The organism is Aequorivita todarodis, assembly GCF_028561335.1.
GTDB lineage: Bacteria > Bacteroidota > Bacteroidia > Flavobacteriales > Flavobacteriaceae > Aequorivita > Aequorivita todarodis.
The window spans coordinates 220,424-245,854 of sequence record NZ_JAQQTG010000016.1; the positions used below are offsets into that span (position 1 = coordinate 220,424).

At 41.1% G+C, this 25,431-nt stretch carries 22 protein-coding genes; 16 read left to right on the forward strand and 6 right to left on the reverse strand.

Annotation, left to right across the window (positions count from 1 at the left end; genetic code table 11):
* Positions 1-73: 73 nt before the first annotated feature.
* Positions 74-1,240: a formate-dependent phosphoribosylglycinamide formyltransferase gene (gene purT / locus POV26_RS07085; protein WP_272855769.1), complete on the forward strand. Its 1,167-nt coding sequence runs from the start codon at positions 74-76 to the stop codon at positions 1,238-1,240.
* Between the two features lie 120 nt (positions 1,241-1,360).
* Here the strand turns inward: purT and POV26_RS07090 are convergent, their stop codons facing one another.
* Together POV26_RS07090 and trkA are read right to left on the reverse strand one after the other, a co-directional pair.
* On the reverse strand, positions 1,361-2,866 hold the full coding sequence (locus POV26_RS07090; RefSeq protein WP_272855770.1) for a TrkH family potassium uptake protein: 1,506 nt from the start codon (positions 2,864-2,866) through the stop codon (positions 1,361-1,363).
* The gene (gene trkA, locus POV26_RS07095) at positions 2,866-4,215 is read right to left on the reverse strand and encodes a Trk system potassium transporter TrkA (RefSeq protein ID WP_272855771.1); all 1,350 of its coding nucleotides are present in this window, start codon (positions 4,213-4,215) and stop codon (positions 2,866-2,868) included. Before trkA ends, POV26_RS07090 begins: the two co-directional genes overlap by 1 nt.
* Positions 4,216-4,416: 201 nt before the next feature.
* Here trkA and ubiE point away from each other — a divergent pair, with 201 nt between their 5' ends.
* Positions 4,417-5,148: a bifunctional demethylmenaquinone methyltransferase/2-methoxy-6-polyprenyl-1,4-benzoquinol methylase UbiE gene (gene ubiE, locus POV26_RS07100; RefSeq protein WP_272855772.1), complete on the forward strand. Its 732-nt coding sequence runs from the start codon at positions 4,417-4,419 to the stop codon at positions 5,146-5,148.
* Between the two features lie 3 nt (positions 5,149-5,151).
* A complete protein-coding gene (gene porT, locus POV26_RS07105; protein ID WP_272855773.1) occupies positions 5,152-5,862 on the forward strand; it encodes a type IX secretion/gliding motility protein PorT/SprT in 711 nt (236 codons plus the stop codon).
* Here porT and POV26_RS07110 read toward each other — a convergent pair.
* Positions 5,849-6,577: a TrmH family RNA methyltransferase gene (locus tag POV26_RS07110; RefSeq protein WP_272855774.1), complete on the reverse strand. Its 729-nt coding sequence runs from the start codon at positions 6,575-6,577 to the stop codon at positions 5,849-5,851. The two genes, porT and POV26_RS07110, sit on opposite strands and share 14 nt — an antisense overlap.
* Before the next feature lie 12 nt (positions 6,578-6,589).
* On the opposite strand from POV26_RS07110, the gene tamL reads away from it, so the two are divergent.
* From tamL to accD, 3 genes are all read left to right on the forward strand, one after another.
* Positions 6,590-9,172 carry a translocation and assembly module lipoprotein TamL gene (gene tamL, locus POV26_RS07115; RefSeq protein WP_272855775.1) on the forward strand — a complete coding sequence of 861 codons (2,583 nt, stop codon included), beginning with the start codon at positions 6,590-6,592 and terminating at the stop codon, positions 9,170-9,172.
* 89 nt (positions 9,173-9,261) lie between these two features.
* Entirely contained in the window at positions 9,262-10,335 is a 1,074-nt protein-coding gene (gene fbaA, locus POV26_RS07120; protein WP_272855776.1) for a class II fructose-bisphosphate aldolase, read from the forward strand.
* Between the two features lie 137 nt (positions 10,336-10,472).
* Positions 10,473-11,339, forward strand: a complete 867-nt coding sequence (gene accD / locus POV26_RS07125; RefSeq protein WP_272855777.1) for an acetyl-CoA carboxylase, carboxyltransferase subunit beta — start codon at positions 10,473-10,475, stop codon at positions 11,337-11,339.
* Between the two features lie 45 nt (positions 11,340-11,384).
* On the opposite strand, the gene POV26_RS07130 is transcribed toward accD, so the two are convergent.
* Together POV26_RS07130 and POV26_RS07135 are read right to left on the reverse strand one after the other, a co-directional pair.
* A complete protein-coding gene (locus POV26_RS07130; protein ID WP_272855778.1) occupies positions 11,385-12,215 on the reverse strand; it encodes a hypothetical protein in 831 nt (276 codons plus the stop codon).
* A 113-nt stretch (positions 12,216-12,328) separates the two neighbouring features.
* Positions 12,329-13,162 (reverse strand): hypothetical protein, encoded by an 834-nt coding sequence (locus tag POV26_RS07135; protein WP_272855779.1) that lies wholly within the window; start codon positions 13,160-13,162, stop codon positions 12,329-12,331.
* 172 nt (positions 13,163-13,334) lie between these two features.
* On the opposite strand from POV26_RS07135, the gene rpsO reads away from it, so the two are divergent.
* The 9 genes from rpsO to POV26_RS07180 all read left to right on the forward strand — a co-directional run bounded on the left by rpsO (position 13,335) and on the right by POV26_RS07180 (position 23,578).
* Complete coding sequence (gene rpsO, locus POV26_RS07140; RefSeq protein WP_272855780.1) at positions 13,335-13,604, forward strand: 30S ribosomal protein S15; 270 nt, start codon at positions 13,335-13,337, stop codon at positions 13,602-13,604.
* Between the two features lie 215 nt (positions 13,605-13,819).
* Positions 13,820-16,054 carry a polyribonucleotide nucleotidyltransferase gene (locus POV26_RS07145; RefSeq protein ID WP_272855781.1) on the forward strand — a complete coding sequence of 745 codons (2,235 nt, stop codon included), beginning with the start codon at positions 13,820-13,822 and terminating at the stop codon, positions 16,052-16,054.
* Between the two features lie 259 nt (positions 16,055-16,313).
* The gene (locus POV26_RS07150; protein WP_272855782.1) at positions 16,314-18,152 is read left to right on the forward strand and encodes an adenylate/guanylate cyclase domain-containing protein; all 1,839 of its coding nucleotides are present in this window, start codon (positions 16,314-16,316) and stop codon (positions 18,150-18,152) included.
* Positions 18,153-18,366: 214 nt separating this feature from the next.
* Positions 18,367-19,404: a hypothetical protein gene (locus tag POV26_RS07155; RefSeq protein WP_272855783.1), complete on the forward strand. Its 1,038-nt coding sequence runs from the start codon at positions 18,367-18,369 to the stop codon at positions 19,402-19,404.
* Positions 19,405-19,420: 16 nt separating this feature from the next.
* Positions 19,421-19,966 (forward strand): RNA polymerase sigma factor, encoded by a 546-nt coding sequence (locus POV26_RS07160; RefSeq protein WP_272855784.1) that lies wholly within the window; start codon positions 19,421-19,423, stop codon positions 19,964-19,966.
* 2 nt (positions 19,967-19,968) lie between these two features.
* A complete protein-coding gene (locus tag POV26_RS07165; RefSeq protein ID WP_272855785.1) occupies positions 19,969-20,640 on the forward strand; it encodes a hypothetical protein in 672 nt (223 codons plus the stop codon).
* A 128-nt stretch (positions 20,641-20,768) separates the two neighbouring features.
* Positions 20,769-21,632, forward strand: coding sequence for a sigma-70 family RNA polymerase sigma factor (locus POV26_RS07170; protein WP_068761200.1), 864 nt, complete (start codon positions 20,769-20,771; stop codon positions 21,630-21,632).
* Positions 21,633-21,910: 278 nt separating this feature from the next.
* Entirely contained in the window at positions 21,911-22,570 is a 660-nt protein-coding gene (rpe, locus tag POV26_RS07175; protein WP_272855786.1) for a ribulose-phosphate 3-epimerase, read from the forward strand.
* A gap of 9 nt (positions 22,571-22,579) precedes the next feature.
* Positions 22,580-23,578 carry a YpdA family putative bacillithiol disulfide reductase gene (locus POV26_RS07180; RefSeq protein ID WP_272855787.1) on the forward strand — a complete coding sequence of 333 codons (999 nt, stop codon included), beginning with the start codon at positions 22,580-22,582 and terminating at the stop codon, positions 23,576-23,578.
* On the opposite strand, the gene POV26_RS07185 is transcribed toward POV26_RS07180, so the two are convergent.
* Positions 23,559-24,395 carry a zinc-dependent peptidase gene (locus POV26_RS07185; protein ID WP_272855788.1) on the reverse strand — a complete coding sequence of 279 codons (837 nt, stop codon included), beginning with the start codon at positions 24,393-24,395 and terminating at the stop codon, positions 23,559-23,561. The two genes, POV26_RS07180 and POV26_RS07185, sit on opposite strands and share 20 nt — an antisense overlap.
* Positions 24,396-24,656: 261 nt before the next feature.
* Between POV26_RS07185 and POV26_RS07190 the strand changes: the two genes are divergently transcribed.
* Positions 24,657-25,394 (forward strand): hypothetical protein, encoded by a 738-nt coding sequence (locus tag POV26_RS07190; protein ID WP_272855789.1) that lies wholly within the window; start codon positions 24,657-24,659, stop codon positions 25,392-25,394.
* Positions 25,395-25,431 lie beyond the last annotated feature (37 nt).

A 25,431-nucleotide genomic window follows, 5' to 3' on the forward strand; every position in this document is an offset into this window, starting at 1 on the left:
AGAACCCAAAGCAGAATTTGTGCTTTGGGTTTTTTCATGAAATCTATTGCAGTATTTTTACAAAAAACAAAAAATGGCTAAATTTTTACTATTGGGAAGCGGAGAATTGGGGAAGGAATTTACCATTGCCGCAAAAAGAATCGGGCAAACCGTTATTGCCGTGGACAGCTATCCAAACGCACCCGCAGCGCAACTTGCAGACTTTGCCGAAGTAATAAATATGCTCGATGGAAATGCCCTGGATGCCCTTGTTGAAAAGTACAACCCAGATTATATTGTTCCCGAAATTGAAGCCATCCGCACCGAACGTTTTTATGAATATGAAAAACAGGGCTATGCGGTAATCCCTTCCGCAAAAGCGGCCAATTTTACCATGAACCGAAAAGCCATTCGCGATCTTGCTTCCAAAGAATTGGGTTTGAAAACTGCCGAATATCGCTACGCCACCTCAGCCGAAAGTTTGAAAAAAGCCGTTGCCGAAATAGGAATGCCCTGCGTGGTGAAACCCTTGATGTCTTCCAGCGGAAAAGGACAAAGCACCATTAAAACGGAAGCCGATATTGAAAAGGCCTGGAAATATTCACAAGAAGGATCCCGCGGCGATGTAGCTGAAGTAATCGTAGAAGCCTTTGTAGATTTCAACTATGAAATTACACTGCTTACCGTAACCCAGCGCAACGGAAAAACGCTGTTTTGCCCTCCTATTGGCCATCGCCAAGAACGGGGCGATTATATGGAAAGTTGGCAACCCGCCCCCATGAAAAACAATATTTTAGAAGAGGCGCAACGTATGGCCGAAAAAGTAACCACGGCCCTTACCGGTTTTGGTATTTGGGGCGTTGAGTTTTTTGTGGCTGATGAGGGTGTGTATTTTTCAGAACTTTCCCCACGTCCGCACGACACAGGTATGGCTACCCTAGCCAAAACCCAAAATTTCAATGAATTTGAATTGCACCTTCGCGCCATTCTTGGACTGCCAATTTCCGAAATAACACAGGAACGAATCGGCGCCAGTGCAGTTATTCTGGCTTCGGAAGAATCTGAAAACCCTACATTTGAAGGCCTTGAAATAGTAGCCGCTTCCCCAAGGACAGATTTTAGGATTTTTGGCAAACCCACCTCCCGTCCCTTCCGAAGAATGGGAGTAGTTTTAACCCATGATACTCTTGATGGAAATATTTCAGAAGTAACCCAAAAGGCAAAAAAGTTAGCGAGTGAAATAAAGGTGGTTTCAAAATAAACCAAATCCCAACCAACCCTTAAAAATTAACTTTTAACACTTAACGCTTAACACTTAACGCTTAACACTTAACGCTTAACACTTAACTTTTAACCCTTAACTTTTAACTACCAACCCAAACTACCTATTTCTCCAAAAAAATGGAGTGAGCAAAATAAGTACGGTAAACAATTCCAACCTACCGATTAGCATCAAGAAGCTGGACCACCATTTTGCGGCATCCGGCAAGTAGGCGTAATTATCCACAGGGCCAAGGTCGCCCAAAGCGGGGCCCACGTTTCCTAAGGTTGAGGCGGCACCTCCGAGGGCTGTTTTAAAATCCAAGCCAAGCCATGAAAAAACCAAGGTTCCCACAATAAAAGAAAGCATGTAAAGAATAAAAAAGCCAAGAATGTTGAAAACAATAGGCTGCGGCACTGCTTTACTATTATAGCGAACGGGTAAAATAGCGTGTGGGTGGAGCGTTCTTTTAAACTCCAGCATCCCATTTTTTATCATAATGAGATGGCGCATTATCTTAATTCCCCCCGCTGTGGAGCCAGCGCAGCCTCCCAAAAACATCATTCCGAAAAAGAAAATGGTTAAAAACGGAGTCCAAAGTGTGTAATCCGCACTTACGAAACCAGTGGTTGTAATAATGGTCAGCACCTGGAAAAGCCCGTGGCGAACCGCACTTTCAAAAGGCCCCCAAACCATTGGGTGTGCAATGCTGGAAATTGCTACGTCGGCTTCAAAATAAATCAACAAAGCCGCAACGATGGTCAATCCGACTACAAATATGGAATATAATTTGAATTCCTCGTCATGTATAATTTTTTGGAATTTCCGCTTGAAGGCAAAATAGCTCAACACAAAATTACTTCCCGCCAAAAACATAAACACAATGATAATATATTGAACCATGGGATTATCGTTCCAATAAGCCACGCTTGCATTTTTGGTTGAAAACCCACCTGTACTCAAGGTTGCCAACGAATGGTTTACGGCATCAAAAAAGCTCATTCCGGCAATTTTCAGCAAAATGGTTTCCGCCAAAGTGTAACCCACATAGATAAGCCACAATCTTTTTGCGGTATCGGTTATCCTTGGGTGCAGTTTGTCTCCGCCAGGGCCGGGAGCTTCGGCCGCAAAAAGTTGCATGCCGCCAATCCCCAGTAATGGTAAAATAGCGATTGCCAAAACGATGATACCCATCCCCCCGATCCAGTGGGTGATGCTACGCCAAAAGAGTACACCGCGAGGGATGCTTTCAATATCGGTTAAAATAGAAGCGCCCGTGGTGGTATAACCACTCATGGTTTCAAAAAAAGCATTGGTAAAACTGGGAATGGCGCCCGTGAAAATATAGGGCAAGGTGCCGATGAGGGCCATAAAAATCCATCCAAATGCCACTATTATGTATCCTTCCCGCTTTTGGATTTCCTTTCGGTGATTTTTTGTCAGAAGCATTATGGTTCCACCAACACCCAAAGCCACCGTTCCCGCCAAAAGCATTTCTTTCAGGACGCCGTCTTTGTAATACCAGCTCACAATGGAGGACAGCAGCATAAACGCGCCGTTTACCATGAGCAAAAGCCCCATTAAGTGTGAAATGATTTTATAGTTAAGTTTGGTAAGTGAACTCATTATATAAAGAGTTTTTCTACTTTCCCGATAGATTGTGGAAGACAGCACACCACTACCCTATCTCCATTTTTTATTTCGAAATCGCCCAAGGCAATGATGCCTTTACCGTTACGCACCACCCCTCCAATAATTGCCGAAACAGGAAAATCAAGGTCCTTTATTTTTTTGTTGCACACTTTGGAATGGGCCGAAACCACAAATTCCAATAGCTCGGCATTCATATTGTTGAGCTTCGTCATTGCCACAACTTCGCCTCTGCGGACGTAACGGAAAATATTGTTGGCCGCCAAAAGTTTTTTGTTGATGAGCGTATCGATTCCAATGGATTGTGAAAGCTGAAAATAATCCATATTCTCCACCAAAGCGATTGCTTTTTTAACCCCTTTTGACTTTGCCACCAAACAGGACATAATGTTGGTCTCGCTGTTTCCGGTAACGGCAATAAAGGCGTCCATATCTTCAATGGACTCTTCGGATAGCAGGTCCACATTCCTCCCGTCGCCGTTAATTACAAGACAATTGGGGATATCATCTGCAATTTCAAAAGCTTTGTCCTTGCTGCTTTCAATGAGCTTAACGTTAAAACGGTTTTTGCACAGGTCCTTTGCGGTTTTGTAGCCAATTTTGCTTCCGCCGAGAATCATCACATTTTTTATTTCCTGTTTGCTTTTTCCGGAAAGTTTAAAAATTTGGTCATCCCCTTTTTGAACGGTCGTAAAGTACACCTGATCGCCTTCCTTAAATTGCGTATCGCCACGCGGGATGATGGTGTATTGGGTGCCATAACGCTGCAAGGCAATGGGAACAAACTGCAATTCGGGATACACTTTTGCCATTTCCTTCACAGATTTGCCAACAAAAGCAGAAGTACGCGAGAGGCTCAGCCCGATCATCGTTAGGGCACCGTCCTCAAATTCGTAACTTTCATTGAAAGCACTTTGGCTGAGCAGCAATTCTATTTCATTGGAAGCCAAAGATTCCGGGGAAATCAGTTCGTCGATTCCAAATTTTTCGAAACCTACCTCATCCTTTCTGTCAATAAATTCGGTATTGGAGATTCGGGCTATGGTCCGTTTGGCACCCAATTGTTTGGCGAGCACGCAAACCGTAATATTGGTGGTTTCGCTGGAAGTTACCGCAATTACAAGATCGGTCTCATCTACTCTTGAATCCTTCAAAACGGCTATGGAGGTAGAATCGCCGCGCACTACCCGTATGTCCAAATGTGTGTCGGCATGGGCCAGCGCTTCGCGGTTGGTGTCAATAAGCGTAATGTTTTGCGATTCAAAAGACAGCAATTTCGCAAGGTGGAACCCCACTTCGCCGGCTCCGGCAATGATAATCTTCATTGGGCTATTATTTTAGGCTTTAAAATAAACAGTGCAAAGATATAGAAATAAAAGGCAGTTTTCAGCATTCGGTTTTCAGCACGAAGCAAACAAAACGGGCAGGCTCACCATTTGTCGTATGCCATTACCACATCCTACGATTTTGATTCCGATTCAGATTCAGATTTCATTTAAAAACAGTAGTTTTGCAACCGCAATTTTATGGAAAAGAAAATAACACCCTATAAAGATTCTTCGGAAGGAAAAAAGAAACAGGTGGAGCAGATGTTCGACACTATTTCTGAAAATTACGACGGCCTAAACCGCGTTATTTCCTTGGGCTCCGATATTAAATGGCGAAAGAAAGTCATTAAGATGGTTGCTGAAAAAAATCCGAAAACCATTCTCGACATCGCCACCGGCACGGGCGATCTGGCCATCCAGTTTGCCGAAAAAACTTCCGCCGAAAAAATTGTGGGCTTGGATCTTTCCGAAGGCATGCTTTCCGTTGCCCGCAAAAAGGTTTCGGGCAAGGCCATTTCAAAAAAAATTGAATTTGTGCAGGCAGACTCCGAAGCTTTACCGTTTGGGGACAACACTTTTGACGCCATTACCGTATCTTTCGGGATCAGAAACTTTGAAAATCTTGAAAAAGGGCTTTCCGAGATTTTCCGTGTGCTGAAAAAAGGCGGTATTTTCGTGGTATTGGAAACTTCTGTTCCTGCAAAATTTCCTTTTAAACAAGGATACCACTTTTATTCAAAAACCATCTTACCCCTTGTGGGCAAACTGTTTTCAAAAGATAAAGTTGCCTACAAATATTTAAGTGAAAGTGCTTCTGTGTTTCCCCACGGCGAGAGGCTCAACAATATTTTGCGCAAAATCGGGTTTAATGAAGTGAAAAATATACCTCAAACTTTCGGGGTGGCAACTATCTATAATGCTACAAAATAATTTATGAAGAAGCTATTTTTTGTACTGGCCGTTTTATGTATTGCAAATAGCGCCAACGCGCAATGGTTTTTCAACAAAGAACGTTTGGCCAATTTGGAAAATTTTGACAAAAAGCGCTTTTCATGGGGCTACTACTTGGGCTTTAACAGTTATGATTTCAAATTTGATTATAAAGAACAATATGAAGATAAGAATACCGACATTCAAGTAGAACGTTCCACTGGGTTCAACGTTGGCCTGATTGGCGATATGCGCATCAATCAATATGTAAATCTTCGATTGGAACCCGGACTCTATTTTACGCAGCGCGACCTTACTTATCCCGGTTTCGAAGAGCCAAAGGATTATTTGCGCGAGGTAAAATCTACCTACATCCACGTTCCGCTATTGCTGAAGGTTTCCACAAAAAGACTGAACAACATTAAACCCTTTATTGTTGGGGGCGTTTCTACTTCGCTTAATCTTTCCAGCAACGAGAAAAACCCTGAGGACAACGAGCAGGGAAGGTTTCGGATGACCAAAAGCACCAATTATTACGAACTTGGTTTCGGGATCGATTTCTATCTGTATTATTTTAAATTTACCCCCTCCATCCGCGGGGTGTTTGCGATGAGCGATGAATTGGTCCCCGATGACGACCCGAACAGTCCTTGGACGGGGAATATTGAGAAATTAGCTACCCGTGGTATTTTTGTGAACTTTACGTTTCAATAGACCTTCTGAATTCACTTAAAAGAATAGCGGTTGCCGTGGCCACATTGAGGCTTTCTGCTTTTTGGATCGTTCCGAAACGGGGAATGGTTATTTTGTGGGTTATCTTTTGGGTTATTGCCGCTGAAATACCGTTTGCTTCATTTCCCATTACCACAATTCCATCTTTGGGAAGTTTTTCGGAATAGACATTCTTGTCATCCATAAATCCCCCAAAAATGGGCAGTTCCGTTTTTTCGAAATAATCCAATAGCGGCAAATAATGGACCTGCACCCGCGCCAAGGAGCCCATTGTTGCCTGCACCACTTTTGGATTGAAACAATCTGCGGTATCTTCGGAACAGATTAATTGCTGCACCCCAAACCAGTCGCAAAGCCGAACGATTGTTCCCAAGTTTCCTGGATCGCGGACGGCATCCAAAGCAACTATCAGGCCCGAATCTTGCAAAGGCTTCGGTTTTGGCATTTCAAAAACGGCCACGGAAGTATTTGCCGTTTTTAAAAAGCTTATTTTTTTGAGTTCGGCCTCAGTTGCCTGAAAATGGTTTTCAGCAGTAATTTCAGAAGCATTGGTTGAAAAAAGAGAGTGGAGCGTTAAACCTTCGGCCAGCAGTTCGGCAATAACTTTTGGCCCTTCAGCCACAAAAAAACCGGTTTGTTCGCGGTACTTTTTCCGTTGAAGGCTCGTTATTAATTTTGTTTGACTTTTGCTGACCAAAATATAGTATTTTTGAATTTGAATAAAAACGTACACTTGAAGCGCGACCTCACAAAAATATCACTATTTATAGTATTAATCGGTTTGTTTTTTTCCTGTGATGCTGTAAAGCGTGTGCCAGAGGGAAAATATTTACTTACCGAAAACACCATTTTAGTTGATAGCGTAAAAACGAAAGACGCCGGCGTTTACAGCCAATTAGCACAAAAACCCAACCCTACCATCCCGCTCGTTGGTATTCCCTTCGGCCTGCACATTTATAATCTTGCAGACCCACAGCCCGATTCTACCTATTACAAATGGCTTCATAAAAACCCTAAACGAGAGGAGCGGCTTATTCGTTTTCTTTCAAAAAAACAAGTGGACCAAATAGACAGCAGTTACGTGGGCTTTAACAAATGGCTTCAAAAATCTGGAGATGCGCCCGTAATCATAAGCGAGCAGCGGATTGAAAAATCCTTGGAGCGGTTGAAGCGCTGGTATGCAAGCTACGGCTATTTTAACGATGAAGTGGATTATAAAATAGAGCCCAGCGAAAAGAGGAAAAAAAGAGCCGCAATTACCTATACGGTTAAAAAGCACAAACCCTATTTTGTGGGCGATTCCATTGCAGAAAAGATAAGCTCGCCGGTGGTTGATTCCCTGTTTCAAATTACAAAGGCCAACTCGTTCCTTGTTCCAGGGAAGCAATATGCAGCCACAGATTTCGTGAACGAAAGGGACCGACTTACTATTTTATTCAGAAATTCCGGGCTTTACCATTTTGAGCAGGATTACGTTGGTTTTGAGGCAGACACCGTGAATACGGACCACAAGGCCAATATAACCTACATTATTCCCGACCGAAAAATTACCGAAGGAGATAGCACGCATACCGTTCCTTTTAAGGTCCATACCATAAATGAGGTTCGGATTGTTACGGATTATTCATACGAAAATCGAAATAAAAAATTCCAGGATTCATTGAGCTACATGGGTTACAAACTTTTCAGTTATGGCAAGATGCGTTTTCGCCCCAAGGCCATTACCTCTGCCGTCTCCATCACTCCCGGGAAAATTTTTAAGGATATTGACCGAACCTTAACCTACAGCCAGTTAAGCGATCTGCGAATCTTTAAATATCCAAACATCAGTTATGCCGAAGTAGCTTCAGACACCACCGGAAGGCTGCTGAATTCAACCATTTTGTTGAGCCCCCGCGATCGTTTCACCTTGGGGGTAGATTTTGATTCCTATACCTCAACCATTCAGCAATTTGGCATCGGTTTTAGCGGAAGTATGACTTTTAGAAATATTTTTCGAGGTGCGGAAATTCTCGAAATTTCAGGGCGTGGAAGTTTGGGTTCTTCAAAAGATGCGGCCGATAGTGAAAGCAAATTTTTCAATATATCAGAATTTGGAGGCGATGTAAAGCTCACATTTCCAAGGATCCTTTTCCCATTAAACACTGAGAAACTTATCCCAAAGTATATGTCGCCTTCCACCAGTATCAGTTTTGGCTATAGCGTGCAAAATAATATCGGGCTAGATAGGCAGACTTCCAATGGCATTTTCAACTATAGGTGGAAACCTTCAAAAATACTTACCTATCAAGTAGATTTGCTCAACCTGCAATTTGTGAGGAATCTGAATCCGGAAAATTACTTCAATGTTTACAAAAGTTCCTATAGTAGGCTCAACGAAATAGCGAAAGACCTGAATTATGACTTTAACAATCCCTCCACCGATCCCTCATTGGAGGTTCCTGCTGAAACAGACAAGTTTATTTCTGATGTGCTAACCAGGGAGATCTATGCCAATCCTGAGACTTTTCAAGAAGTCCTAAGCATTTACGAACGGCAATTGCGACTTAGCGAGAACAACCTTATTTTTGCCTCGAACATAACAATGACAAGGGATACGCGCGAGAACCTAAACGACAATAATTTTTCGCGTTTACGCATAAAACTGGAATCTGCGGGAAATTTACTTTCAGGCATTTCCAGTCTTGCCGGGCTCACAAAAAACTCCCAAGGAAATTATGAAATCTTAGGCATTGCATATTCACAATACGCAAAAGTAGAGGCCGAATATATTAAACACTGGGACTTGGACGGAAAAAACATCTTTGCTTTTCGCGCTTTTGGCGGTATTGCAATTCCCTATAGCAATAGCAGCAACATTCCCTTTACGCGAAGCTATTTTGGGGGAGGCACAAACGACAACCGTGGCTGGAGAGCCTACGATCTTGGCCCAGGGAGCAGCGGCAGCATTTTGGATTTTAATGATGCAAACTTCAAGCTCGCCTTTAACGCGGAGTACAGATATACAATCCTGGGCGATTTAAAAGGAGCTTTTTTCGTTGATGCCGGCAACATTTGGAATGTGTTGGACGATGTTTATTTTCCTTCGTTCAGATTTGACGGGATTGAAGATCTAAAGGAAATTGCAGTCGCATCGGGGTTTGGGCTTCGATATGATTTTGGGTTTTTCGTATTTCGTTTTGATATAGGTTTTAAAACCCACGATCCCGGAAGACCTGTGGGCGAACGGTGGTTTAAGGACTATAATTTCTCAAATGCTGTTTACAACATAGGTATCAACTATCCCTTCTAAACCATTAAAATTTGTTATTTTTGTGTGCTGAATTCGGTTATCGGTTGACAATTGAAACAATTAACGATTAACATTTTACTCCCAATATTATGAGCCATGGAATCAAACCCGGAGTAGCCACGGGAAAAGAAGTTCAAAAAATACATCAATACGCCAAGGAAAAAGGTTTTGCAATGCCCGCTGTGAATGTTGTGGGTTCTGATAGCGTTAATGCCGTTATGGAAACCGCTGCCGCCCTAAACGCGCCCGTAATCATTCAATTTTCAAATGGCGGGGCACATTTCAATGCTGGAAAAGGGCTTTCCAATGAAAACGAAAAAGCCGCAATCGCTGGCGGGATAGCTGGTGCAAAACACATTCATGAACTCGCAGAAGTTTATGGAGCTACCGTAATTCTTCACACAGACCATTGTGCCAAAAAATTACTTCCGTGGATTGACGGTTTGCTTGATGCAGGTGAAAAATTCTACAAAGAAACCGGAAAACCGCTTTACAGTTCACATATGATAGATCTTTCCGAAGAGCCTATTGAAGAAAATATTGAAATCTGCAAACGCTATCTGCAGCGCATGAGCAAAATGGGAATGACCCTCGAAATTGAATTGGGCATTACTGGAGGCGAAGAAGACGGTGTGGACAACACAGGGGTTGATTCCTCAAAACTTTACACCCAACCCAAAGAAGTTGCCTATGCTTTCGAAGAGCTTTCAAAAATAAGCGACCAGTTTACCATTGCTGCTGCCTTTGGAAACGTTCACGGGGTGTACAAGCCGGGGAACGTAAAATTGACGCCTATTATTCTGAAAAATTCGCAGGAATATGTCCAGAAAAAATACAATACAGGGCCTAATCCAATCGACTTTGTTTTTCACGGCGGAAGCGGTTCCACGTTGGAAGAGATCCGCGAGGCAATAAGCTATGGCGTAATAAAGATGAATATTGACACCGATATGCAGTTTGCCTTTACGGAAGGGGTTCGCGATTATATGGTAAACAATCTGGCATATTTAAAAACCCAGATAGGAAACCCCGAAGGCGACGATCTTCCAAACAAAAAATATTACGATCCAAGAAAATGGCTCCGCGAAGGCGAGATCACTTTCAAGAAAAGACTTGAACAGGCTTTTGCAGATTTGAACAATGTAAATACGTTAGCGCATTGACCCATTGACCCCCTGCCCCTAAAGGGGGATAAATTGATAATTATAAAAAGACAAAAAGATTCTGGCACAATAGCCACAACAGAATTATAGCATCAAAAGCATAAAACAACAAACCATAAACACCAAACTATAAGCTTATGCCTTGGTTTAAAAGAACAAAAAAGGGAATACAAACCCCAACCGAAGAAAAAAAGGACGTCCCGAGAGGGCTGTGGTACAAATCGCCTACCGGAAAGATAGTTGACAGTGAAGAGCTGGAAAAGAATTTTTACGTAAGCCCCGAAGATGGCTACCACGTGCGCATAGGAAGCAAGGAATATTTTGAAATTCTTTTTGACGATAATAAATTTAAAGAGCTCGATAAAAATCTTTCCTCTCAAGATACTTTAAAATTTGAGGATAAAAAGAAATACACAGACAGGTTAAAGGAGGCCCAGGACAAAACCGGCCTTAAAGACGCAATTCGTTGTGCCGTAGGAAAATCCATGGGTGCAGATTTGGTTGTGGCCTGTATGGACTTCAGCTTTATTGGCGGTTCCATGGGAAGTGTTGTGGGCGAAAAAATTGCACGTGCTGCAGATTATTCCCTTAAAAAGAAAATTCCTTTATTGATTATTTCAAAAAGTGGCGGCGCCCGAATGATGGAAGCCGCACTCTCGTTGATGCAGCTCGCAAAGACAAGTGTGAAACTCGCCCAGTTGAGCGATGCCGGAATACCTTATATTTCTTTGTGTACAGACCCAACAACGGGCGGAACAACCGCCTCGTTCGCAATGCTTGGCGATATAAACATAAGTGAGCCCGGTGCCCTGATCGGTTTTGCAGGACCCCGCGTGGTTCGTGATACCACGGGAAAAGAACTGCCCGAAGGTTTCCAAACAGCAGAATTTGTTTTGGAACACGGTTTCCTCGATTTCATTACCCATCGTCGCGATTTAAAACGCAAAATAAACCTCTATTTGGATTTGGTTTTAAACAGGCCACTTCGCGAGAAAACCGCATAAAAAATGCTGCCCCAAACGGGCAGCATTTTTTATGGGAAAGGACATTCAATGCAATATTATTTCATACTCCACCCCATCAATGGTTAGGATTGCAAGATTGTCGCAAGTGCCGTCACCAAAATCCAACGTGCCGTTATGGCCGTTTCGGGTAATATCCAGCACCCCGCTCACAAAATAACGGCAGGTGGCTTCGCGGCGCAAGGCTTCCGTAACAATGGCATAGCTTTCAAAACCAGTACTGAAGTTGATGGTCCTATTGCCCGTTACCAAAAACACATTGTCCATCCAAGTGCCGCTTCCCATGCCCTCGATCCATTCGCGCACTTTGGTTCCGCTTACGTCAGCAAGGGCGCCACTGGGGAATAGCACATGAAGATTTAGGTGGATTGTGGCCTGCGGATTGCCATTGGCATTGTTGCGTTCCCTAAAAATGGTTCCGCCGCCCGCAATGCCTTTATCGTTAAACACAAAATTTTCAAACTGATAGGTAATGGTGCGGGTGCCATTTTGTTTGGGACCGTAGGTAAGGTGTATTTTGCCCGAAACAATATTGCCGTTGGGAAGCTCGCAGCCCAAACCAAAATCGAGGGTAACGAACGTGACTCCATTTTCGGAGGTAATGGTAATGGTAGTACAGTCTGGAAACAGACTTGCGTTCCTGCCTTCATTCTCCTCAATTTCGGAATAGGCTGTTTCAATCAAGGAAAACGCTCCGTCAGTTGCATTGTCCGCCTCGGTGGCGTCTTTGGATGCGTTTACCATTTCGCTCTGTGAAACCGTTGGTTCGTTTGCGGTTTCTTCTTTGTTGCAGGCTGTAAATGTGAAAAGTGCCAGCACCATGCCCACAATTCCTGTGTAAAATACGTTGGTTTTCATAATTCTGTTTTTTAAGGGATTCATATTGTTATGACTTCGTTGTATTTCAATAGTTTAATCCAATAAAAAAACGGCCCAAGCAGGCCGTTCATTTTAATTCAGAAAAATTTCAATCAATTCATTATAAAAGGATACTCTTGGCCATTATAGATAAATACAGCCCTGTTATCACATTCGCCGTCGCCAAAATCAATAGCCGCAGTTAACCCATCCTGGGTTACTTCAAGACGGCCATCAACCACAAAAGGGCAGGCGGTTTTATAGACAAGTGTCTCGGTCACTTCGCCACTGCGTTCAAATCCATTGGTAAATTCGGTCTGCCAATTTCCCGTTACATGATACACGTTATCAAGCCAAGTACCGGAACCAACGCCTTCCACCCATTCGGATATACGGGTTCCATTTCTGGTTCCTGTAACCGTAGTGTTCGGAAAACTTACCGTGATGCTTTCGTTTACGGTAGATTGTGGATTATCGTTTTGATTGGCAATTTCATATAAAATACTGCCGCCACCGCTTACGCCATTGCCGTTGATAACAAAATTCTGAAAAGTGTAATTGACCGTATAAGTTCCAGAAACCAGAGGTCCATATTCCAAAAGAATGCTTCCGGAAACCACATCGCCATTGTTTAAGGTACACGAATCGCCAAAGTCCAATAAAATGGTAAACACATTTCCTTGGGTTCCAACAGTTATTTCAGTACAAGATGGAAAAAGTGACTGCTGGGTAATGCCGCGACCCTCGGTTTCGTTTTCCACGAAAGCCTGTTCTATAATATTGAATGTAGCTTCGGCAACATTGTCCGTTTTGGCAGCTCTCATGGAATTGTCTGAAGAAAAATTAACTTCTTCGGCAGAAGTATCTTCATCTTTAGCACAACTTGCAAACAGGAAGATGCCCATGGCAAAAAATGCAACGATTAATCTAAAAGGGATGATTTTCATAAATATGAGGTTTAGGGGTTTAGACAAGTATAACGCTGAAAAATGCGAATTCAATATATTTTGGATTAATTTTTATTCGAAACATATCAAATTCAAATTCTGTTTTGTACTTTTGCAGCCTTGATTACCAAAATGGTAGTCAGTACATAAAAATCATTTTAACAATATTGGCATGTATTTATCACAAGAAGTAAAAGAAAAAATTTTTGAAAAACACGGGAAATCAAAGACCGATACCGGTTCTGCAGAAGGACAGATCGCTTTGTTTACGCACCGTATCGAGCATTTAACAAAACACCTTAAAGCAAACCACAAGGACTATAACACAGAGCGTTCTTTGGTAATGTTGGTAGGAAAGCGCAGGGCATTGTTGGATTATCTTATGAAAAAGGATATTCTTCGTTACCGTGCTATCGTTAAGGAACTAGGATTACGTAAGTAATATTTTTAAGGGCTCTTACGGGCCCTTTTTCAATTTCTGCGCAGGCAGGAACATTTTAGTTTTTTTCTGAAATCGTTATTGTTTTCAGAACGCATAGAAAAGCTACCCTTAAGTTTTTCATTGGTCAAACCACAACAACACAACAACACGCGACTGATAAACAGTCGTTGACCATTTTTAACCGTGCGCCGTTGGGCGTACAAAATGAAAAACAAATGATACCTAAAGTATTTAAAGAGGTCATAGACCTTGGTGATGGACGTGAAATTTCCATCGAAACCGGAAAATTGGCAAAACAGGCCCATGGCTCTGTTGTTGTGCAATCCGGAAAATGTATGCTGCTTTGTACCGTAGTTTCCAACTACCAGCAAAGCGATGTTGATTTTATGCCTTTAACGGTAGATTATCGCGAAAAATTTGCTGCCTCCGGCCGTTATCCCGGTGGTTTCTTTAAAAGGGAAGCACGCCCCAGCGATGGTGAAGTGCTTACTATGCGATTGGCAGACCGCGTATTGCGACCCTTGTTCCCAAAGGATTACCACGCAGAAACACAGGTAATGATCCAATTGATGAGCCATGATGACGACGTTATGCCCGATGCCATGGCTGGTTTGGCTGCTTCGGCTGCCATACAATTGTCTGACATCCCTTTTGAGTGTGCCATTTCCGAAGCACGCGTTGGAAGAGTCAATGGTCAATTCGTCATCAATCCTTCACGAACACAATTAGCCGAGTCAGACATCGATATGATAATTGGAGCCTCTGCCGATTCCGTAATGATGGTTGAAGGCGAGATGAAGGAAATTTCAGAAGAAGAAATGGTCGAGGCCATTAAATTTGCCCACGAGCATATTAAAAAACAGTGCGAAGCACAACTTAGATTGGCGGAAGCAGTAGGCAGAAAGGAAGTACGCGAGTACGACGGCGAACGTGAAGACGAGACCCTGGAAAAGAAAGTATATGATATGGCCTATGACGAAGTATATGCCGTAGCCAAAGCTGGATCATCAAAACACGAAAGATCAAATGCTTTTGATAAAATCAAGGAAGAAATAAAAGCAACTTTTTCTGAAGAGGAGCTGGAAGACTTTGGCGATTTAATTTCACGATATTACCGCAAGGCTGAAAAAGCTGCCGTTCGCGACCTTACGCTGAATGAAGGTATGCGTTTGGACGGAAGAAAAACAGATGAAATACGCCCCATTTGGTGCGAGATTGATTATTTGCCTTCTACCCACGGGTCTGCAATTTTCACACGCGGGGAAACGCAAGCATTGGCCACCGTAACGTTGGGAACTTCCCGTGAGGCAAATCAAATTGATATGCCATCTTATGAAGGCGAAGAGACTTTCTACCTTCACTACAACTTCCCTCCTTTCTCAACAGGTGAGGCCCGCCCAATCCGCGGTACTTCGCGTAGGGAGATCGGCCACGGAAACTTGGCGCAACGTGCGTTAAAAGGAATGATTCCCACAGATTGCCCCTACACCGTTCGTGTAGTTGCAGAAGTATTGGAATCTAACGGTTCTTCTTCTATGGCAACCGTTTGTAGTGGAACCATGGCGCTGATGGATGCAGGGGTTCAATTGAAGAAGCCGGTTTCCGGTATTGCGATGGGATTGATTTCCGATGGCGAAACTGGAAAATACGCTGTGCTTTCCGATATTCTGGGCGATGAGGATCATTTGGGCGATATGGACTTTAAAGTAACCGGAACCGCAGACGGAATAACCGCGTGCCAGATGGATATTAAAGTGAAAGGTCTTTCCTATGAAATTTTGGTGAATGCTTTGAAACAAGCTTCCGCAGGACGTTTGCACATACTTGATAAATTGATCGAGACCATTGCAAAACCAAACCCAGACGTGAAGCCACACGCTCCAAAAATGGTTACCGTTACCATTCCAAACGAATATATCGGTGCATTGATCGGACCTGGCGGAAAAGTTATCCAAGAGCTTCAGAAAGCTACCAAAACTACCATTGTTATCAACGAAGATCCCGTTACCGAAGAAGGTATCGTGGAAATTCTCGGAACCAGCCAGGAAGGGATTGACAAGGTATTGGCGAAGATAGATTCGCTTACCTTCAAGCCTGAGGTAGGAAGCATTTATGAAGTAAAAGTTATAAAGATGCTCGATTTTGGCGCAGTAGTGGAATATACCGAGGCACCCGGAAACGAGATTTTGCTGCACGTTTCAGAACTTGCCTGGGAACGCACCGAAAACGTTAGCGACGTGGTAAACATGGGCGACGTTTTTGATGTGAAATATATGGGCATTGACCCACGCACCAAGAAAGAAAGAGTATCCCGCAAAGCGATCCTTCCAAAACCGGAAGGTTACAAAGAACGCCCACCACGCGACGATAACCGTAGCGGCGGACGCGATAATCGGGGACGCGACAACCGTGGCCGCGACAATCGCGATAGAGACCGAAAGAGGGATTAATTTTTTTAATTCAGAATCCTGAATTCAGAATTATAAATTTTGAATTTTCAAAAACGCCTTCAGTCCCGAAACTTCGGGAGAGGGCGTTTTTTATTGGAAAAAGGATTTTGAAAAGCCTTGCAAGAAATAGTCAGCTCCTTGGATAATGATCTAAAAAATTTATCTTTACGGAATAACGGCAACAAAAAGATTGACTTATCCCAATCTATTTAGGAGATCGGGGCAACAAATGGCACGTTAAAGAATCTTGGCAAGCATCATGAAAGAATCACAGAAAAAAACCATTTTACTTCTTTTTTCTATTTTCAGTCTTTGCCTGAACGCCCAAAAAAATCTTGATTCGCTATATGGAGTCTGGCAGGATAAGACCCAGGCAGATTCTAGTCGAATAAAAGCTCTAAAGGATTATATTTGGGAAGGCTATCTTTTCTCTCAGCCAGATACCGCTCTTATATTAATAGAAAAGCTATATCAATTTTCAAATAAAAAAGAAAACTTAATAGGAATAGCTGGAGCAACGGATTTGAAAGGTGCTTTCTATGACAATCATGGGATGTCTGCTAAAGCATTAGATTATTATCAAAGCGGTTTAAAAATACGAAAAAAAATAAATGATGCACGTGGGATAGCTGTTTCTTTAAATCATATTGGGAACTTGTATTTGATTCAAGAGAATTTTATCAAAGCCCTGGAATACTATCAAAAAGCTTTAGAAATACAGGAGCAACACAAATATAAAAATGGAGTTAATTTCAGTTTAACCAATATTGGAATTGTCTATAGTAGGCTGGAGGACTATTCAAAAGCATTAGACTTTTTACAAAGAGGTTTGGATATTCATGAAGAAATTGGAGACCTATACGGAATTGCCATAACCTCGGGAAACATAGGAGATGTTTATCGTTTCCAAGGGAATTACATTAAGGCAATGACTTATTATGAAACAAGTCTTAAATCATTTGAAAAAATAGGATATAAAACAGGAATAGCTATTTCTCTTTCTATTATGGCAATAATTCAAATAGATCAAGGCGATTATAAAAAGGCCATTGAAGCCTGTCAAAAAAGTCTTGATTTAGCTTTGGAGATAGGCGCCATCCATGAGCAAAAAGAAGCATGCGCCTGTTTATACGAAACCTACAAGAAGTTAGGCAATGGCACTAAAGCCTTGGAATTTCACGAACAAATGTTGGTCCTAAACGACAGTTTACAATCAGAAGAAACCTCTAAAAAACTACAGCAGATGGAATTTGCCAAGCAAGTATTGGCAGATAGTTTGGCGCAAGTAGAGAAAGATCTAAAAATTGAAATGGCACATCAAAACGAAGTGCGCAAAAAAGATAAAAACAGAAATATAGCCATAGGGGTGGGCATCTTCTTTTTATTGGCTGCAGGCGGATTTTACAGCAGGTGGCATTATGTAAAAAAATCGAAAGCAGTTATAGAAAAAGAAAAGAATCGGTCTGAAAATTTATTGCTCAATATTCTTCCCTCAGAAATAGCAGAGGAACTCAAAGCTAAGGGAAGTGCAGATGCCAGGGATTTTGATATGGTTTCAATCCTTTTTACGGACTTCAAGGGGTTTACCCAAGCATCAGAGAAATTAACCGCCAAGGAGCTCATTGAAGAGATCAATGTTTGCTTTAAGGCTTTTGATCACATCTGTGAAAAACACGGGATTGAAAAAATAAAAACAATAGGTGATGCGTATATGGCCGCTGGTGGATTACCAATCCCTTCAGATAATTCTACTAAAAATACGGTTCTGGCGGGTCTAGAAATGCAGGCTTTTATTTCAGATCGAATTGGAGAAAAAAATAAATTGAATGAAATGTCATTTAAGATGCGATTAGGAATCCACACGGGGCCGGTGGTAGCAGGCATCGTTGGGGTAAAGAAATTTCAATACGACATTTGGGGGGATACAGTGAACATAGCATCACGTATGGAAAGTAGTGGCGAAATAGGAAAAGTGAACATCTCTGAAGGCACTTATGAATTGCTGAAAAATGACCCCGATCTTATTTTTACAAGCCGGGGGAGAATTGAAGCCAAAGGAAAAGGCGAAATCGAGATGTTTTTTGTCACCAAACGCTAACTAGTTGCGTAAATACACCAATTTACCCACAGCAGCATATTAAATATAAATTCTCGCCTATTTTTAAAAATTGGACGGTCAAATCGCTTTTGGGTTTCTTAAATTTAAACTGCTTCAGCTCTTAAATATGCTATTATTCAAAGGTCTTTTTCAGTAAGCGCGCAACCTTTTAAAAAATTTCAGACTATAGGGTAACACTGTAACAAAAACGATTATGAAAAATCTTTGGCTTTTACCCTTTTTTCTACTATTCACAATTTTTAATTCCTGCGAAAATGAACCCATCAGCAAAGCAGACCCCTCAAAAGTTATTCAAGTAAATTCAGAATTGTACCATCTTATCCAAAAAGCGGCCGGCAACGACTTTGAAAATGAAATAACCTGCATCGATTTCAACTACCCTTTTACCCTTGTCATTTATGACGAGAATATGGATATTTTCGGCTACCAAGTTATAAATAGCGATATTGAGTTCAGTGAGTTTTTGGGAACTCTGGAAGAAGGAAAATCCATTGGGCTAAGTTACCCAATAACCAGTATTTTAAACAATGGCCAACCCTATGAAATCAACAATAACGACGAACTGAAAGAAGCCATAGACAAATGCCTGGAGGCAGACACCATCACAACCTGCAACAATATTCTTACGGAAACTTCCTGTATATGGAAGATAAATCATTTGGATGGCCCAAACAGCGAATATGAGGGTGCCTATTTTGAAGTGAGCAATTTTGGAAACGCAGGTTTATATTTCCAAGACCACTCTTTCGGCGGCACGTGGATTACCTATTTTATTGAAGACGAATTGCATCTCAATATATTTTTAAGCGGCGATGAAAACATTAGCACTGATTGGAATTTTGATTGGAAAGTAATAAGTTTTGACGAATCACAAATGGAAATCACAAATGGAACAGACAGCTATCGTCTCATAAAAGATTGTTACGAACCCTGCCGAAAATTTCTTTTTGAGGAATGTGAAACTGAACCAAATTCCGGCAAAGCAATATTCGATTTGGAAAGTTATTTTGAATGTTTCTTTCCGTTAACCGGTATAAATGACCCGGCAACCGTGGTGGCAAGTTATTATGAAACCTATGAAGATATGCAGGCGGGCACTAATGCCATTGTAAATTTACCATACGAAAACAACGTAAACCCCCAAATTATTTATGTTAGATTTGACGATATAATTACTGGCGAATTTGTTACGAACTTACCAATAATTCTAAAAGCAATATCATGTGCCTAAAACTTCCAGAATCTATTTGAAAGAAACCGAGCTCATAAAAGCCTGCATACAAAACAACCGGACAGCCCAAAACGAATTGTTCCGGAAATACAAGGACACCCTCTATTTTACCTCTTTAAAATATTGCAGAAACGAAGCCGATGCCGAAGACAACCTGCACGATGCCTTTATAGCTATTTTCCAAAAAATAAAAACCTATAAAAACAAAGGTTCCATTGAAGGTTGGATGAAGCGGATAACCATCTATAAAGCCATTGACAAATACAAAGCCAATAAGCCTGTAAACGTGGAAATAAAAGATGATATTCTTGGGGAAACAGTAGAAATGAACGAAGAATCGCATATTTCGCTGGACCAACTCTTAAAACTTATCCAAGAACTGCCAGACCAGTACCGGCTCGTTTTTAACCTTTACCAAATGGATGGTTTTTCACATAAGGAAATCGCTAGTCTTTTGAATATTTCCGAAGGCACCTCAAAATCAAATTACTACCGTGCAAAATTAAATTTACGGGATAAAATTATAGCATTGAACAAATCCCTCAACCCAAAAACGCATTAAAAATGGGACAAAAGAAAGACATAGGAACGTTTTTTGAAACAAAACTGAACGGCGGAAAGAAAACTCCCAACCAAAGCCTTTGGGAAAAAATAAACCTCTCTTTGGATGAAGAAACGCGCAGGCGAAAGCGAACTCTTTTGTATTGGCTCGTGGGTGGAGGCCTCTTTGTTTCGTTGGGATTGTTTCTATTGCTTTCCAATGGAAATTTTTCACAAACCAATCTTCATACCGATCAAAACAACATTCTTCTAAATGATCAATCTAATTCCAATTCAGAAGAAAAAAACAATAAAACAGCCATTGAAAAAGAAACCAGTGGGCTGTCTTCTGAAATTTCCAAAAAAGACTCATTAACTGTAAAAAATAATGATGAAACACTATCAAAAATAGAGTCAACAAAAGAAAATCTAGAAAAAGATGAATTAGCAAATTCCAAAAAAACGAAACAATCCACAAAACAAATAAGTTCTGGAAGCAAAGCCAAAAAAGACCTATCAAACAAAGAAAGCATTGATGAAACTTTTAGCGTTACAACAAAATATTACTACTACAACAACGAAGATGGGAAGCGAATAATAACAACCGACAAAAATGAAATAGACAGTCTTATTATTAGAAAGCACCAATCCTTGGATTCAATAACGACAAAAAAAATAGACAGTCTTGAACAATAGATGAAAATTTCCATAGTTAGAAATACTGCATATATGGAAAGATTTAAAAACTTTTGTAACCTTTTCCGTATTTGTTACGTATAACAGATTACAAAAGTTTAAAACTTAATCTACAGGACATTTCTTAAATGAGACAACTTAAAATTACAAAGCAGGTAACCAACAGGGAAACCGCTTCATTAGACAAGTACCTTCAGGAAATTGGAAAAGTTGACTTAATCACCGCAGACGAAGAAGTAGAATTGGCACAACGCATAAAAGCGGGTGACCAACGCGCTTTGGAAAAATTGACCAAGGCCAACCTTCGTTTCGTTGTTTCGGTGGCAAAGCAATACCAAAACCAAGGGCTTACCCTTCCCGATCTTATCAACGAAGGAAACCTTGGCCTTATTAAAGCCGCACAGCGTTTTGACGAAACCCGAGGTTTCAAATTTATTTCCTACGCCGTTTGGTGGATCCGCCAGTCTATCCTTCAAGCTTTGGCTGAGCAATCTCGTATTGTGCGACTTCCTTTAAATAAAATTGGAAGCATCAACAAGATCAACAAAATGTACGCTTATTTGGAGCAAGCCAATGAGCGCCCACCTTCTGCGGAGGAAATTGCCAAAGAATTGGACATGACCATCAACGACGTAAAAGAGTCTATGAAAAACTCCGGCCGCCACGTATCGATGGACGCACCACTTGTGGAAGGAGAGGACAGCAACTTATACGACGTTCTGCGAAGTGGCGAAAGCCCAAACCCAGACCGTGCCTTGTTGCACGAATCGCTCCGTACCGAAATTGAGCGTGCCTTGGAAACCCTTACACCCCGTGAGGCAGACGTTATCCGTTTGTACTTCGGCCTTGGCGACCAGCACCCAATGACGTTGGAAGAAATAGGCGAAACCTTTGATCTTACCCGTGAGCGCGTGCGCCAAATTAAAGAAAAGGCAATCAGAAGATTGAAACACACTTCAAGAAGCAAAATATTGATGACCTATTTGGGATAAGGCCCATAACGATAACTTACAGTATCAGTTTTTCAGCCAGTCTGAAAAAATACTGTTCGTTTTTTGATTGATGAATGACCTCCGGCTGATTACCGGAGGTTTTTTTGTTAAAATCCCAAACAGAAAGCACCAAATACCAAATAAGCAATCAACCCCTAAACTTTTACCCATAAACTTATAAACCCATAAACTTATAAACTTATAAACGCTTCAACACATAAACTTATAAACCCATAAACTCCAAACTTATAGCTACCTTTGCATAAAATTTCAAAAAAATGAGCCACACAATTATAGCCCCATCCATCCTGGCAGCGGATTTTGCAAACCTGCAGCGCGATATTGAAATGATAAACAACAGTGAAGCAGATTGGTTTCATCTCGACGTTATGGACGGCGTTTTTGTTCCGAATATTTCTTTCGGTATGCCTGTAATTAAGAGCATAGCCATACATGCCAAAAAACCATTGGACGTACATTTAATGATTATCGATCCCGATCGTTACCTAAAGACTTTTGCAGATTTGGGAACAAACATACTTACGGTCCATTACGAAGCCTGTACGCATCTTCACCGTACCCTGCAAGGTATAAAGGCGGAAGGAATGCAAGCAGGTGTTGCCATTAATCCACATACCAACGTTTCACTTTTAGAAGACACCATAAATGATATTGACTTGGTTTGCATGATGAGCGTTAACCCCGGTTTTGGCGGACAAAGTTTCATTGAGAATACCTACAAAAAAGTTAAGCAGCTTCGTAAAATAATTGAAGCGAACAACGCTAAAACCAAAATTGAAATTGACGGCGGTGTTACCAATAAAAACGCCAAACAGCTCGTTGATGCCGGAGCCGATGTTTTGGTTGCCGGAAGTTATGTTTTTGGCGCGAGCAACCCAACCCAAACAATTCAAGATTTAAAAAATATTGTACTATAGTACTGCAAAATGCCCACTGTTTCTTCTGAAAATTTATTTGACGTTTTAATAATTGGCGCTGGGCCCATAGGCATTGCCTGTGCCTTGGAATGCAAAAAAAACGATCTTAATTACATCGTGGTTGAAAAAGGAACGCTCACCAATTCGCTCTACAACTATCCGCTGAATATGAGCTTTTTTTCCACTTCAGAAAAACTGGAGATTGACGGCATTCCCTTTATCAGCAATAATCCAAAGCCTTCACGCAACGAGGCACTGGAATATTATCGTCGTGTGGCCACTTCAAATAAGCTTAATATTCATTTGTATGAAAAGATTATTTCAGTAGAAAAAGTCGGTGATCATTTCGAGATCACTTCTAATAAAAAAAGCTATAGCGCTACAAATTTAATTGTAAGTACAGGATTTTACGACATTCCAAAAATGCTGAACGTTCCCGGGGAAGACTTGCCAAAAGTGACGCACTATTATAAGGAAGCCCATCCCTTTGTGATGCAAAAGGCCATTGTGGTTGGCGCCAGTAATTCGGCAGTGGATGCAGCTTTGGAAATATGGCGCAAAGGCGGTGAAGTAACTATGGTTGTTCGCGGGCCTGAAATTGGTACGCGCGTAAAATACTGGGTAAAGCCCGATATTGAAAACCGAATAAAAGAGGGAAGTATCAAGGCATATTTTAATTCAGAAGTGATCGAGATAACGGAAACTGAAGTAACGATCAAAACTCCGACAGGCAACCGAACACTTCAGAATGATTTTGTGGTCGCGTTGACAGGCTATAAACCAGATTTTGACTTTTTAAGAAAATTGGGGATTCATCTTTCAGAAGATGAAAACCATTTTCCACAATACAATCCGGACACGATGGAAACAAATATTCAGGGACTTTACCTGGCCGGGGTTATTTGCGGCGGAATGGAAACCCACAAGTGGTTTATTGAGAATTCCCGGATACATTCAAAAATAATTGCCCGGCATATTTCACAAAAAATCAATACCCTGCAAAATTAAAATTTAACAGCTTTTTGGTGTGTTCGTAGAGTTTAGGGAAAATTGCCTTAAAATCTTCGGGGGACTCCAAAAAGTATTCTGTGAGCACTGCCAAAAATTCATATTGATTGGTAAAGGCGTATGCCCTAAAAAAGTTGGTTTTGTCCAATTTATCCTTTAATTCCTGTTTTGTCAAAAGCTTCAAAATATTTTGAAAATGTTTTGTGAAACGAATGGAATCCAAGTCTCTGCCGCTAATTGCCTCCAACTGCATGGCGTGCATAAATTCGTGGATTCCCACGTTGCGGTTATCATTGTCTATTTGAAATCCCTCTTCAAAATCTTTCCAGGAAAAGACCAACGCTTTTTCGCGAGGGTTGAATTCACCCTTATGGTAATTATTGTTGACCTTGCTGAAAAATTCCCCCGGATAGATAAGCACAAAATCGATTAGCGAATAGGCATAGTTTTTTCTTCCAAAACTTAACATGCAGCCGATGGCCGCGACCAATACCATCATTCGGTCATCTATGCTCAACTCGCCTCTTCCCACAAATTTTTTATCCGAGATAAATTGGGCTACCCTGTGTTGAAATTGTTTTTTATGTTTTTCGGAGAGCGTGTCATAAAACCTGAATTCCTTTTGAAGGATGGTCAATTGGGTATCCGGGAGTTTCTTATAGACAAGATAATGCCTAAAGAGCGGCCTATCAAATTTAGCTGCGTACCAATTCTCAAAAACCCTGAAAAGGAAAAAAGCAAAACCGAGAAGAACAATTCCGTAGGCATAGGGCGCTAGCCAAGGGGCATAGGCTTCGGTCTGGAGAATATGGCTCATAGGCTAATACTGGGTGTTGAGGTAAAGTAAATATAACGATTTTCACGGCTAATTATTTCTTGGGAAAAAATTCAAAAAGAAAAATCCCCCACATCGCTGCCGGGGATTTAATAACTATTGTTTAGACCTTTAGGTTTATTAAAATTTATGAAATATTTAAAATATTATAATAATTTTATTACATTTAATCTGATTATTATGTCTTTCAACGAAGAAACCGAAAATCGTAAATAGAGTAGGTACAACTAAATATTTTAGATTATGAAAAAATTAATTTTTTATTTTGGAATTGTTTTTGTTATTTGTTTAAGTTTTTCTTGTGAAAGAGATCCGGAAAATTTTAATGTTAATAAAGACCAAGAAGTAGTTCAGAATACCACTGAAACTGAAGGAAAAACTGCATTTCAGACTAACTGCGACATTGTAAGTCCTGCATCAATTAATACCAACACCTCTGGTGTTTACAAAAATAGTAATGCCAAGTTTACCTATCAATCCAATATTCCAAATCCCTCAGTTTATTGGAGTATACCATCCAATTCGGGAATTAGCATAGTTTCTGGTCAAAATACTGCAACGATTACTCTGGCCTTTTCCAATACGTTTAATGGAGCAACAATTTCCGCAAATGGAGTTGATGGGATTCTTAATTGTTCAGATATAGAGAATATTATAGTAGGAGGGTGTGGTAGTAGTTGTTGTATTCCTGAATTAGATAGTTACTGGATTTGCGGCGGATGGCCATATGGACATGGTGCCGTATATATAGATTTCACTGGATGTGACAGCTCTGTTGTAGATCGAATTCATTGGCAACTAAGTGGGGCTAAATTTATATCCGGGCCATTGACAGGTTATAGCTCAGGAACAACATATGGACCAGCATCTCCTGGAAATATTGATGGCCAATGTGGCGTACCCATCCATGTTACAGCTACTGTCTATTATAATAATGGTTGTCCAACTCAAACACTAGAAGAAGATGTAGACACCTTTTGATTTATTTAAAACATAAAGTTTTTCAAATCCTTTTTCC